The organism is Geomicrobium sp. JSM 1781026 (genome assembly GCF_041949955.1).
Lineage (GTDB): Bacteria > Bacillota > Bacilli > Bacillales > Marinococcaceae > Geomicrobium_A.
The window spans coordinates 130,640-143,021 of record NZ_JBHFQF010000005.1 but is presented as its reverse complement, the minus strand read 5'-3'; the positions used below and the strand labels follow the sequence as shown (position 1 = coordinate 143,021).

Annotated in this window: 12 protein-coding genes and 1 riboswitch; all 12 genes read right to left on the bottom strand. The window is 44.6% G+C overall.

Annotation, left to right across the window (positions count from 1 at the left end; all coding sequences use genetic code 11):
* Positions 1-7 precede the first annotated feature (7 nt).
* The 12 genes from purH to ACE1TF_RS10385 all read right to left on the bottom strand — a co-directional run bounded on the left by purH (position 8) and on the right by ACE1TF_RS10385 (position 12,312).
* On the bottom strand, positions 8-1,543 hold the full coding sequence (purH, locus tag ACE1TF_RS10440; protein WP_375016528.1) for a bifunctional phosphoribosylaminoimidazolecarboxamide formyltransferase/IMP cyclohydrolase: 1,536 nt from the start codon (positions 1,541-1,543) through the stop codon (positions 8-10).
* Positions 1,544-1,545: 2 nt separating this feature from the next.
* The gene (gene purN, locus ACE1TF_RS10435) at positions 1,546-2,118 is read right to left on the bottom strand and encodes a phosphoribosylglycinamide formyltransferase (RefSeq protein WP_042399939.1); all 573 of its coding nucleotides are present in this window, start codon (positions 2,116-2,118) and stop codon (positions 1,546-1,548) included.
* Positions 2,115-3,140: a phosphoribosylformylglycinamidine cyclo-ligase gene (gene purM / locus ACE1TF_RS10430; RefSeq protein WP_375016526.1), complete on the bottom strand. Its 1,026-nt coding sequence runs from the start codon at positions 3,138-3,140 to the stop codon at positions 2,115-2,117. The genes purN and purM overlap by 4 nt, the downstream gene beginning before the upstream one ends.
* Positions 3,141-3,151: 11 nt before the next feature.
* A complete protein-coding gene (purF, locus tag ACE1TF_RS10425; RefSeq protein ID WP_375016524.1) occupies positions 3,152-4,570 on the bottom strand; it encodes an amidophosphoribosyltransferase in 1,419 nt (472 codons plus the stop codon).
* Positions 4,546-6,771 (bottom strand): phosphoribosylformylglycinamidine synthase subunit PurL, encoded by a 2,226-nt coding sequence (purL, locus tag ACE1TF_RS10420; RefSeq protein ID WP_375016522.1) that lies wholly within the window; start codon positions 6,769-6,771, stop codon positions 4,546-4,548. The genes purF and purL overlap by 25 nt, the downstream gene beginning before the upstream one ends.
* Positions 6,755-7,441: a phosphoribosylformylglycinamidine synthase subunit PurQ gene (gene purQ, locus ACE1TF_RS10415; RefSeq protein ID WP_375016520.1), complete on the bottom strand. Its 687-nt coding sequence runs from the start codon at positions 7,439-7,441 to the stop codon at positions 6,755-6,757. The genes purL and purQ overlap by 17 nt, the downstream gene beginning before the upstream one ends.
* Complete coding sequence (gene purS / locus ACE1TF_RS10410) at positions 7,438-7,689, bottom strand: phosphoribosylformylglycinamidine synthase subunit PurS (RefSeq protein WP_042399924.1); 252 nt, start codon at positions 7,687-7,689, stop codon at positions 7,438-7,440. The genes purQ and purS overlap by 4 nt, the downstream gene beginning before the upstream one ends.
* Positions 7,682-8,392 carry a phosphoribosylaminoimidazolesuccinocarboxamide synthase gene (gene purC, locus ACE1TF_RS10405; RefSeq protein ID WP_375016518.1) on the bottom strand — a complete coding sequence of 237 codons (711 nt, stop codon included), beginning with the start codon at positions 8,390-8,392 and terminating at the stop codon, positions 7,682-7,684. The genes purS and purC overlap by 8 nt, the downstream gene beginning before the upstream one ends.
* A 30-nt stretch (positions 8,393-8,422) precedes the next feature.
* A complete protein-coding gene (gene purB / locus ACE1TF_RS10400) occupies positions 8,423-9,715 on the bottom strand; it encodes an adenylosuccinate lyase (RefSeq protein ID WP_375016516.1) in 1,293 nt (430 codons plus the stop codon).
* Complete coding sequence (purK, locus tag ACE1TF_RS10395; protein WP_375016514.1) at positions 9,712-10,851, bottom strand: 5-(carboxyamino)imidazole ribonucleotide synthase; 1,140 nt, start codon at positions 10,849-10,851, stop codon at positions 9,712-9,714. Before purK ends, purB begins: the two co-directional genes overlap by 4 nt.
* A complete protein-coding gene (gene purE, locus ACE1TF_RS10390; protein ID WP_375016512.1) occupies positions 10,848-11,336 on the bottom strand; it encodes a 5-(carboxyamino)imidazole ribonucleotide mutase in 489 nt (162 codons plus the stop codon). The genes purK and purE overlap by 4 nt, the downstream gene beginning before the upstream one ends.
* Before the next feature lie 88 nt (positions 11,337-11,424).
* Positions 11,425-11,526: riboswitch (purine riboswitch) on the bottom strand.
* A gap of 246 nt (positions 11,527-11,772) precedes the next feature.
* Positions 11,773-12,312 carry a dihydrofolate reductase family protein gene (locus tag ACE1TF_RS10385; protein ID WP_375016510.1) on the bottom strand — a complete coding sequence of 180 codons (540 nt, stop codon included), beginning with the start codon at positions 12,310-12,312 and terminating at the stop codon, positions 11,773-11,775.
* Between the last annotated feature and the right edge of the window lie 70 nt (positions 12,313-12,382).

The window sequence follows — 12,382 nt, the reverse complement described above, 5'->3', positions numbered from 1 at the left end:
GGTCCTCCTATGCGTGTCTAAAGTGGCGCATGCCGGTAAATACCATCGCAATGCCCGCATCGTTTGCTGCTTGAATCGATTCTTCATCGCGAATCGAACCACCTGGCTGAATAATCGCAGTAACCCCTGCTGTTGCCGCAGCTTCAACGGTGTCTTTCATCGGGAAGAAGGCGTCAGACGCAAGTGCGCTTCCTTTTGATAACTCACCTGCTTGTTTAACGGCAATATCACATGCGCCAACTCGGTTCATTTGTCCAGCACCTACACCAACAGTGCGTTCACCATTCACGAGTACGATTGCATTCGATTTAACGTGTTTGACAACGCTCCATGAAAGCTTCAAACTCTTCCACTCTGCTTCGGTAGGTTCACGGTCGGTTACGACTTCAATGTTCGCATCGTCAAACCCGGCACGATCATCATCTTGAACGAGTAGACCACCTTGAACGGACGTAATCATTTGTGCGTCGTTTGATTTTGTTGATGTGTTTACTTTCAGAAGACGAATATTCTTTTTCTTTTGTAGAATAGCAAGTGCATCTTCGCTATAATCTGGAGCAATAATCACTTCTAAGAATATGTCTGCAAGCTTATTTGCTGTTGCAACGTCGACGGTTTCATTCACCGCAACAATTCCACCAAAGATCGAAACAGCATCGGCTTCATACGCTTCATTAAAAGCTTCTTCTAACGTCTCACCAATGCCAACACCACATGGGTTGGTATGTTTTACTGCAACCGCTGCAACCGTGTCTTTGAATTCTGAGACGATTGCAAGCGCTGCGTCAGCATCATTTATGTTATTGTACGATAGTGCTTTGCCGTGCAATTGAATCGCATTGGCAAGCGACGGCGAAGCCGGAAGCGGCGTTTCGTAAAACGCTGCCTGTTGATGTGGATTTTCGCCGTAACGAAGTGTTTCTTTATGTTCATAAGTGAGCGTTAAGCTTTCTGGATATTTCTCGCCACTTTCTTTCGTTAAGTATTCAGCAATTAAGGCGTCGTAACTCGCTGTGTGACGGAACACTTTTGCCGCAAGGCGACGTTTTGTCGTCATGCTTACTTCACCTTTGGAAAGCTCTTCAAGAACAACGTCGTAATCGTTCGGGTCGGTTACAACCGTCACACTTTCATGGTTTTTCGCAGATGCACGAAGCATCGCTGGTCCACCGATGTCAATGTTTTCAATTGCATCTTCAAACGTTGTATTCGCCTTTTTAATCGTTTCTTTAAACGGATACAAATTGACAACGACGAGATGAATCGGAGCCATTCCTTGTTCTTCAAGAGCTTTCATATGCTTATCATCGTGTTGCTTTGCAAGCAATCCACCATGAATGGACGGGTGCAACGTTTTTACACGACCTTCTAAAATCTCTGGAAAATCGGTCACATCTGAGATGCCAATTACATCAACCCCAGCATCTTGCAAGGCTTTTTTCGTACCGCCTGTGGAAATAATTTCGAAACCGAGTTCAAGAAGTTGTTTGGCGAAAGATGCCACTCCTGTTTTATCACTTACGGAAATGATTGCGCGTTTCATCGTTAAGCTTCCCCTTCCTTAAAAACCGTTTGTAGCGTTTTTGGATACAGTTGATGTTCAAGTTGTTGAATACGCATAGCGAGTTGTTGTTTCGATTCGTTTGGATGGATCGCAAGTGCTGCTTGCGCAATGATCGGTCCTGTGTCCATCCCACGATCAACATAATGAATGGTCACTCCTGTTTCCTTCGCACCATCGTCAATCGCCTGGCCAATGGCATCTAACCCTGGATAGTGTGGTAGAAGTGACGGGTGAATGTTGATGATGTTCCCTTCATAGTTCGAAAGCAAAACCTCACCAATTAAGCGCATATAGCCTGCGAGTACAATCCATTCCACTTCGTGGATGTGTAACTTTTCAAGCAATGCACGCTCGAAATCGGCTTTTGAGTCAAATTGTTTTGGAGAGAATTGATACGTCGTTACCTCATACTGTTCTGCTTTTGAGAGAACACCTGCATCACGTTGATCACTAAACACAAATGCGGGTGTACCGCCTAATTCACCGTTTTGAACCGCTCTTAAGATCTGTTCAGCATTGCTTCCTGATCCTGATGCGAAAATGGCAAACTTCACGAGTTTACACCTTGGATAACGAGCGTATCGCCAACCGTTACTTCGCCAATCGTAATCGCACCTTCTAGACGATCGAGTACAACTTGTTCGTCTTCTTTTTGCACGGCCATTACGAAACCAATTCCCATGTTAAACGTTCCATATAAATCATGATCAGCCAATTGCCCAACGTCTTTTAAAAACGAGAAGATTGGCAACCGTTCCCAACGACGAGGATCAATGGTTGCACTAAGACCGCCTGGCAACATGCGTGGAATGTTCTCATACAAACCACCACCTGTAATATGGGCCATTCCTTTAATCGCATCGGTTTGTTGAATGATCGGTAGAACGTCACGAACGTAAATGCGCGTTGGCGTGAGTAGTTCTTCAATGAGTGGTCGATCGAACGGTTCGTACGTCTCATGATAGTTCAAATTATGATCAGCAATTAGCTTACGTACGAGCGAAAAACCGTTGCTATGAACCCCCGATGATGGCAAAGCAATGAGCACATCGCCTTCTTTGACGTCTTCATTCGTAACGATGTTCGCTTTCTCTACTGCGCCAACCGCAAAACCTGCAAGATCGTATTCCTCTTCATCATACATGCCTGGCATTTCTGCTGTTTCGCCTCCGATTAATGCGCTTCCAGCTTCTACACAGCCGTCACTTACACCTTTGACAATTTGCTCAATCCGTGCAGGATCGGCTTTACCCGTAGCAATGTAATCAAGGAAATACAATGGTTCAGCACCTTGTGCTAAAATGTCGTTCACACACATCGCTACCGCATCAACCCCAATGGTATCATGACGATCCGCTTCAAATGCGAGCATTAACTTCGTTCCAACTCCATCGGTTCCTGAAACGAGGACGGGCTCTTTCATATTCAGCATTGAAAGATCAAACATTCCTCCAAAACCACCAAACGCACCCATGATCCCTTGGCGCTCAGTACGCTTGATATGCTTTTTCATCCGTTTTACCGATTCATAACCAGCTTCAACATCAACACCAGCTTGTTTATATGCTTCACTCAACACTATTCCTCCTACTCCATGCCTACGGTTACAAGTTCTTTTTTCGTATTAAAGATCGCCGTTGGGTATTGATCTGTAAAGCACGCTAAACATTGTCCACAGTTTGGCTGTGAATCATCGCGGCCAATTCCTGATTTCAAGCCTTCTACACTTAAGAAACTTAAAGAATCAGCACCCATCATTTCGCGCATTTCCTCTATACTTAAGTTCGCTGCAACAAGCTCACCACGACTTGACGTATCGATGCCGTAAAAACACGGACGAATAATTGGCGGTGCACTAATTCTTACATGGACTTCTTTTGCACCGGCTTCTTTTAATAATCGAACAATTCGCTTACTCGTTGTTCCACGGACGATTGAATCATCAATCATGACGACTCGTTTGCCTTCAACGACTCCGCGTACCGCTGACAGCTTCATCTTTACCCCTTGTTCACGAAGTTCTTGGGAAGGTTGAATAAACGTACGACCAACATAACGGTTTTTAATGAGACCAAGCTCATATGGAATGCCCGTTTGTTCTGCATACCCAATGGCTGCTGAAATGGATGAATCAGGTACACCCGTCACCACATCCGCTTCAATCGGTGCTTCTTTGGCCAACTGTTTACCGAGTTGTTTTCTCGCTGTATGAACGTTAATGCCATCTAAATTTGAATCCGGACGAGCAAAGTAGACGTACTCCATACTGCAAAGCGCACGATCTTCAGCTTCAGTAAAACGAGAAGAATGCATCCCGCTCTCGTCGAAAATAATCATTTCTCCAGGAGCGACTTCACGTTCATACGTTGCACCGATAATGTCAAACGCACACGTTTCAGAAGCAACAACGTACGCATCACCAATTCGTCCGAGTGAAAGTGGACGAAGTCCATGAGGATCTTGGGCTACGATCAGTTCTTTTTCGGTCATCACTGCAAACGCGTAAGCTCCAATTAATTGAGGGAGTGCAGCGTGAAGTTGTTTACGAAGTTTCGTAGAACTTTGGCGCTTCAACAAGTGAGCCAACACTTCCGTGTCCGTCGTCGTTTGAAAAATGCTACCTTTACGCTCAAGGTCACCTTTTAGAATTTGATAGTTCACGAGATTTCCGTTATGCGCGATCGCCATGCCGCCGTCTTCTGAGCGGAAGTGAAGCGGCTGAACATTCTCAATGCCGCCGCCTCCTGCTGTTGCGTAACGTACGTGTCCGATCGCATGGTTTCCTTTTAAGCGCTCAATGTCTCCAGGGCCAAATGCTTCAGTCAGAAGCCCAACACCTTTGTGTGCATACAATTGCTCTTTATCGCTAGAAATGATGCCTGCACCTTCTTGCCCCCGGTGTTGCAAACTATGCAAACCATAGTAAGAAAGCTGTGCCGCTTCATTGTGGCCCCAAATCGCAAACAGTCCACACTCTTCGTTTAAGCCTTTGATTTCAGCAAACATGGAATGGCTCCTTTCCAAATGCGAGTTAATTCTTCAGTTGACGCGTTGATGTATGACTGACCAGAATCATCATTCACAATCACTTGTGCGTGGTCTGTTATATGACCGATTGCTCGTGCTTCTGGCATGAGTGATTCGAACTGTTCTGCATCACTTGCTCTAACCGTAAACACATAACGTGAAGGTGCTTCTGAGAATAGCGTGTTTGCGTCTTTGGAAAGCGTTATGTTAAGCCCTAAAGACGTGCCCATGACTTTCTCTGTAAGTGCTACTGCTAAACCACCCTCAGCTAAATCGTGTGCCGACTGAACGATTCCTGCTTGAATTGTACGTAATACCAATTCTTGACGACTCGCTTCAACATCCAAATCAATTTTTGGCACAATACCGTAAATATTATCGTCTTGCATCAGTTGAAGCTCGCTACCACCAAAGTGTGCTGAACCTTCACCAAGGACATAAACGAGGTCTCCAGCTTGTTTTGCTTGTTGCGTCGTAATGTGAGCGGTATCTTCAATAAGACCGACCATACCGATAATCGGCGTTGGATAAATTGCTTCCCCTGAAGTCTCATTATAAAGCGAGACGTTTCCGCTAATGACTGGCGTTGAAAGCGTACGGCAAGCATCACTCATGCCTTTCGTCGATTCTTTCATTTGCCAGTAGATGTTCGGTTGTTCTGGGCTGCCGTAGTTCAAACAGTCCGTGAGTGCAAGTGGTTTCGCTCCTGAACAGACAATGTTACGCGCAGCTTCTGCAACGGCAAGCTTGCCTCCATTTTCTGGGTCAAGCTTAATGTAGCGACTGTTACCGTCCATCGTCATCGCAAGCGCTTTTTTCGTTCCACGAATGCGAAGAACCGCTGCATCAGATCCTGGTACTACAACAGTATTCGTTTGTACCATATGATCGTATTGATCATACACCCATTCTTTAGAAGCGATTGTTGGGCGTTGCAATAGGTCTTTGAGTGTTTCGTTGTAATCGGTGATTGACGCTGGCTTCCAGTCTTTTGCTTGGTTCTCTTTAAATGAAGCCGGTTCAATTGACTCAACTTCATACACTGGAGCATCGTCTGTTAATGCCGTTACAGGTACATCAGCAACCACTTGACCGTCAAAATAGAGCGTTAAATTGCGATCATCGGTTACCTCTCCGATCGATGCGACATCTAGGTCCCACTTTTCGCAAATCTCTTCAATTTCAGACTCATGACCTTTTTTCACGACGAGTAACATCCGCTCTTGTGATTCTGAAAGCATCATTTCGTATGGGGTCATATTCTTTTCACGTTGTGGTACGAGATTGAGGTTCATGTTGATACCAGAACCGGCTTTGCTTGCCATTTCTGCAGAAGAACTCGTAAGACCCGCTGCACCCATGTCTTGAATCCCGACGAGTGATTCCAATTCAACGAGCTCTAAACATGCTTCAAGTACTCGCTTTTCCGTGAACGGGTCACCAACTTGAACCGACGGACGCTTCGCTTGAGACTCTTCGTTCAGTTCTTCTGAAGCAAACGTCGCCCCGTGAATGCCGTCGCGCCCTGTACTTGCGCCAACATACATGACCGTGTTTCCAACACCGGCAGCGACGCCTTTTTGCAAGTTGCGATGATCGATTAACCCAACACACATCGCATTCACAAGTGGATTGCCATCGTATGAGCGATCAAATTGGACTTCACCACCAACGGTCGGTACACCTACACAGTTGCCATAACCGGCAATTCCCGCAACAACTTCTTCAAACAAGTAACGTACACGCGGTGTATCAAGAGGTCCGAAACGTAGCGAGTTTAAGAGCGCGATTGGACGAGCACCCATGGAGAACACGTCACGCAGAATACCACCAACCCCTGTCGCTGCCCCTTGATACGGTTCAACCGCTGATGGGTGGTTATGACTTTCAACTTTGAAAACGACGGCTTGGTCATCACCGATGTCTACAACACCAGCACCTTCTCCCGGTCCTTGTAAGACGTGGGGTCCATCAACTGGGAATTGGCGAAGCAATGGTTTGGAATGCTTGTAGCTACAATGTTCTGACCAGAGTACACTGAACATACCGATCTCGGTATAATTAGGTTCACGGCCGATTAAATTCACAATTCGCTCGTACTCGTGATCTTTCACGCCCATCTCTTGATAGAGTTTCTCTTCTTTAATGTGTGATGGTGTTGGTTCAGTTTGTAACAACATTCATTTCCCTCCAATGGCGATAAACACTCGTAAACAATTGACGTCCGTCTTCACTACCAAGCCATGCTTCCATCGCGCGTTCTGGATGTGGCATCATTCCAAGAACATTACCCTCTTCGTTTTGAATACCGGCAATTTGAGATTTTGATCCGTTCACATCGTTCACATACGTGAAAACAATTTGGTTGTTATCCTGTAACTTTTGAAGCGTCTCATCATCGCATTCAAAGTTTCCTTCTCCGTGGGCAATCGGAACTTGCAGCACATCTCCTTCTGTATATTCCGATGTAAAACGAGTGCTATGATTCTCAATTTTTAGACCGACCGTACGGCAAATAAATTTCAAGTCTTTATTGCGCTTCATTGCGCCTGGCAGTAAGCCTGCTTCTTGAAGAATTTGAAATCCATTACAAACGCCTACAATTGTTTTTCCTTTTGCCGCTTCTTCACTCACACTCTTCATAACAGGTGCAAAGCGTGCGATCGCTCCAGTACGAAGATAATCGCCATATGAAAATCCACCAGGAATAAAAATTGCATCGTAATCGGCTACGCTACTAGCCGTATGAGGAACAAATTCAACCACATCAGCAGCGGTGAAATCTTTCACGGCGTGAAACATGTCTGTGTCACAGTTTGATCCTGGGAAAACGATGACAGCGGCCTTCATACCGTTGCCTCCCGCTCTACTTTGTAGGTGTAGTTCTCAATCACTGGATTGGCAAGAAGTTGTTCACACATCGCTTCAATACGTGTCTCTAATCCTTCTCCATCTTTCACTTTCAGTTGGATCCACTTGCCAACACTAACTTCCTCGACTCCTTCGTAGCCAAGTGATGATAAAGAATGTTCCACAGCTTTACCTTGTGGATCCAATACGCCTTCTTTAAGTGTGATGTATACGTGCACGTTAACCATGAACAACGCCTCCAATGCGCTCTAATATTGTTTCGTACCCTGCTGTAAGTGAACCGAGTTCATAACGATACAAATCTTTGTCTAGTTTCTGTCTTGTGTCACGATCCCAAAAACGGCACGTGTCTGGTGATACTTCATCCGCTAAGATGAGTTCACCCTCTTTTGTTATGCCAAACTCTAATTTAAAGTCAACGAGCAACAAATTCGCAGATTCACAGATTGGAAGAAGCGTATCATTTGTCAGCAATGCCAAACGCTTCATTTCTTCCAACTGTTCAGTCGATGCTGCTTCTAAGAGGGAGATGTGCTCCTCGGTAACAAGCGGGTCACCAAGAGCATCATCTTTATAATAAAACTCGACAATCGGACGTTTTAGTTCAATGCCTTCTTCCCAACCGAGGCGCTTTGCAAGGCTTCCAGCAGCGATGTTTCGAACGACCACTTCTAAAGGAATAATCGTTGTTGGTGTCACAAGTTGTTCGGTTTCGCTTAAGCGTTTAATAAAGTGTGTGGGAATTCCACCTTGTTCAAGAAGCGGAAAAAACAATGATGAAATCTCGTTATTAAGTCTTCCTTTTCCTTCGACGATGTCATGTTTGACTCCATTAAATGCGGTCGCATCGTTTTTGTACTGAATTCGAAGTTGATCACTGTTCTCGGTTGTGAATAATTGTTTCGCTTTACCTTCATATAGAAGTGTCATACCGTTTCCCTCCAGAAGTTCATCTACGTTTTAGAGCCCAACACGCTCAAACAATACGTCGACATTTTTCATATGATGTTTTTCGTTGAAGCACTCATCAAGGTCTGCATCCGTTAATACATCTGTAATCTTCGGTTCTGCTTCAACAAGCGTTCGGAACGGCACGCGTGTTTCCCAAGCTTCCATCGCTTTTGGTTGAACGATGTCATACGCTTCTTCTCGCGCCATGCCACGGTCAATTAGTGTTAACAGAACACGTTGAGAATAGATTAAGCCGAACGTTTTCTCCATATTTTCTTTCATGTTATCTGGATAGACCGTCAACTCATCAACAATCTTCGTAAAACGATTTAGCATGTAATTAAGTAAAATCGTGCTGTCTGGCAAAATGATGCGCTCTGCCGATGAATGAGAAATATCACGCTCATGCCATAGTGGCATATTCTCAAATGCTGTCGTAACGTGACCACGAATCACACGTGCAAGACCGGTCATGTTCTCTGATCCAACAGGATTTCGTTTATGTGGCATCGCAGATGAACCTTTTTGACCTTTTGCAAAAAACTCTTCAACTTCACGAGTCTCTGTTTTTTGGAGGTTACGAATTTCAACAGCCATCTTCTCAATACTCGTCGCAATAAGCGCAAGTGTAGATACGTAATGCGCGTGTCGATCTCGTTGAAGCGTTTGTGTTGAAATTGGCGCGGCTTGAATTCCTAATCGCTCGCATACGTGCGCTTCAATTTCTGGTGGAATGTTCGCAAACGTTCCGACCGCCCCTGACATCTTACCGACACGAACGCCTTCAGCTGCTTGGTCAAAGCGATCAAGATTTCGTTTCATTTCTGCATACCAAAGTGCTAGTTTCAATCCAAATGTCGTTGGCTCAGCATGAACGCCGTGTGTACGTCCCATCATTAACGTATAACGATGTTCATTCGCCTTTTTACCGAGAACATCAATAAAACGTTCAAGATCTGCACGCAGAATTTCGTTCGCTTGCTTCAAAAGATACGAAAGTGCTGTATCAACAACATCTGTTGACGTTAATCCGTAGTGCACCCATTTACGCTCTTCACCGAGCGTTTCAGATACTGCCCGTGTAAAGGCGACAACATCGTGACGTGTACTTGCTTCGATTTCGTGAATACGATCCACATCAAATGAAGCGTTTTTGCGGATCTTCTCTACGTCTTCTTTTGGAATGTCTCCAAGCTCTGCCCAAGCTTCACAAGCGGCAATTTCAACTTCTAACCATGCTTGAAAACGATTTTGCTCCGTCCAAATACTTCCCATTTCTTCTCGCGTGTAACGTTCAATCATTGTGTTGCCTCCATTGTATGTGTACGTATGTGTAGTTGTAATGATCGTTCTAGCGCTTCTTCAACCGTTGGTGCGGTAATGTTCAAATGACCCATCTTTCGTCCAGGTCGAGCTTCGCTTTTCCCGTAAAGATGAAGGAATGCATCCGTAAATTCTGGAATCATCTTTATTGCTATTTCCACATGTTCACCAAGAATGTTATCCATAATAACTGGGTGATACAACTTTGGTTTCACGAGCGGCCAGTCGCAAATTGCACGAACGTGTTGCCCGAACTGGGAAACGTTGCAACTGTCCATCGTGTAATGTCCAGAGTTATGTGGTCTTGGCGCAAGTTCGTTCACGTAAATCTCACCGCTCGTTGTATAGAACATTTCTACGGCAAGCGTACCGACAAGTTCAATGCTTTTGGCAAACGCTTCTGCCATTTGTACCGCTCGCTTTTTTGCATCTACACTAATTCTTGCAGGCACAATCGTCCGTTTAAGAATGTTATCTTCATGAATGTTCTCAGCAACTGGGAAGGTTTGAAGTTCACCTTTTAGGTTGCGCGTAACGATTACACTAATCTCTTTTTCAAAAGACACAAATCCTTCAACAACAAGTTCTACACCCTCACGGTAGAGCTCTTGAAATGCTTGATCGCTTTCTTCTTTTGAATGGATAACGTATTGCCCTTTCCCGTCATAGCCTCCACGACACGTTTTGAGAACGGCCGGAGTGCCAAGAACATCAATCGCTGCTGCTAATTCATCCGCAGACGTAATTGCTTTGTACGGCGCGACGGTTAATCCCGCTTCTTCTAACGCTTCTTTCTCACGTAAGCGATGTTGTGTTGTCTTTAATAACGTTATCCCTTGCGGCAACTTTCCAGCTTCTTGCAAAATCGTTGCAGTGTTCGCATCTACGTTTTCGAATTCAAAGGTAACAACATCACTCACTGCGGCTAATTGCTTTACTGCTTCTTCGTCATTATACGCACCGACAATTTCAATATCAGCGACTTGTGCTGTAGGAGATCCAGCTACAGGTTCAAGCACGGCAATCTGATATCCCATCGCTTTCGATTCGAGCGCCATCATTCTGCCAAGTTGTCCGCCACCTAGAATACCGATCGTTTGGCCAGGTGTAATCATGATTGTACCTCCTGATTGGCAAGTACATCGTTTTTCTTCGCTTCTCTTCTTGCTTCTAACTTGTGTGCAAGCTTTCGGTCCCAAACGCTAAGCATTTGTGCTGCAAGCAATCCAGCATTCTCAGCTCCTGCTTCACCGATCGCTACTGTCGCAACTGGTACGCCTTTTGGCATTTGTACGATACTTAACAGTGAATCCCATCCACTTAACGTCTTGGATTGTACAGGCACACCAATTACTGGCAATGTCGTTTTCGCCGCAACCATCCCAGGAAGATGCGCCGCACCGCCTGCTCCGGCAATAATGACTTTCAATCCACGTTCTCTTGCAGATGATGCGTAGTCAAACATATAATCAGGCGTACGATGGGCCGATACAATCCGTTTCTCATACGGAATGTGTAATTCTTCTAAAATTTGTACCGTGAACTTCATCGTCGGATCATCGGATGTACTTCCCATGATTACGCCAACATCAACAGTCATTCTAAACGCTCCTATCTTTAGGCATATCAAAGAACCCGCTGTCTTATTCATTCGAGCACCGGGAGGAGACATGTTGCCATAGACGTACGACAACCATTTGTCTCCTCATAGTCCAGCTATTTACGGTAGCCAGGTAGAAACTTTCGAGCCATATTCTCGAATTTATATGAGGTATCTTGTGAAAGATCAATGAAATGCCTTACTCTTCTTCTATCGTAGTATGCGTCAGATTAATTGTCAATGTAAACTCGAATATTTACCAATATTAATAATCGATCGTTCGGATATTGGCTAAATAAAACGAATGTCAACTGCTTTAAGCATCATTCTTATCACGAAAGAGCATTGCATTAACCCAAGTAGTTCCTATGTTGCAACACAAAAAAACAAACGAATGGGCTCGTTTGATATCACATGCGTAGATATAATGATTCTTTTACAATCGGTCAACCACATAATGCAATTCTACAAATTGATTAAACGTCTGCACTTGTTTTAATGACAAGTTATGTTTTGAATTCGTTTCCGGAAACAACCGTACGCCTTTACCAATGAGTTTCGGGGCAACCGTTACAGTGATTTCATCGAGAAGATCTGCTTTCAAGAATGAAGAAACTAGCTCACCGCCACCGACGAGCCAAATGTTCTTTCCACTTTCTTGTTTTAATTGGTTAACGAAGGATTCAAGATCTTCATGAACACGCTGAACGGACGGTTCACCTTCAAGGAATTGGTTTGTAAACACGAATGTTCGTTTATCTTGATAAGGAAAACCTTCGTTAATCGTTTCTTTTTTGACCCAATCGTACGTTTTTCTGCCCATTAAGACTGTATCAACCGTCTCATAAAAGGCAGAAATCCCATTGTCGCCTTCACCATCTACTTCGAATAACCAGTCAAGTTGTTCATTCTCAGTCGCAATATAACCGTCTAAACTAACCGCGATAAATAACACAACATGTCTTTGTCCACACACCGAAATCCCTCCACTTCATCTTCTTAAGCGGAAACCTAATCTACCGATGGAATAGGGTTCGTTTTTTCTA

Excerpts from the sequence above, each read along its gene's own strand:
- purH (WP_375016528.1), bottom strand. The coding sequence starts at position 1,543 with ATGAAACGCGCAATCATTTCCGTAAGTGATAAAACAGGAGTGGCATCT.
- purF (WP_375016524.1), bottom strand. The coding sequence starts at position 4,570 with ATGTTTGCTGAAATCAAAGGCTTAAACGAAGAGTGTGGACTGTTTGCG.
- purL (WP_375016522.1), bottom strand. The coding sequence starts at position 6,771 with ATGTTGTTACAAACTGAACCAACACCATCACACATTAAAGAAGAGAAA.
- purQ (WP_375016520.1), bottom strand. The coding sequence starts at position 7,441 with ATGAAGGCCGCTGTCATCGTTTTCCCAGGATCAAACTGTGACACAGAC.
- purS (WP_042399924.1), bottom strand. The coding sequence starts at position 7,689 with ATGGTTAACGTGCACGTATACATCACACTTAAAGAAGGCGTATTGGAT.
- purC (WP_375016518.1), bottom strand. The coding sequence starts at position 8,392 with ATGACACTTCTATATGAAGGTAAAGCGAAACAATTATTCACAACCGAG.
- purB (WP_375016516.1), bottom strand. The coding sequence starts at position 9,715 with ATGATTGAACGTTACACGCGAGAAGAAATGGGAAGTATTTGGACGGAG.
- purK (WP_375016514.1), bottom strand. The coding sequence starts at position 10,851 with ATGATTACACCTGGCCAAACGATCGGTATTCTAGGTGGCGGACAACTT.
- purE (WP_375016512.1), bottom strand. The coding sequence starts at position 11,336 with ATGACTGTTGATGTTGGCGTAATCATGGGAAGTACATCCGATGATCCG.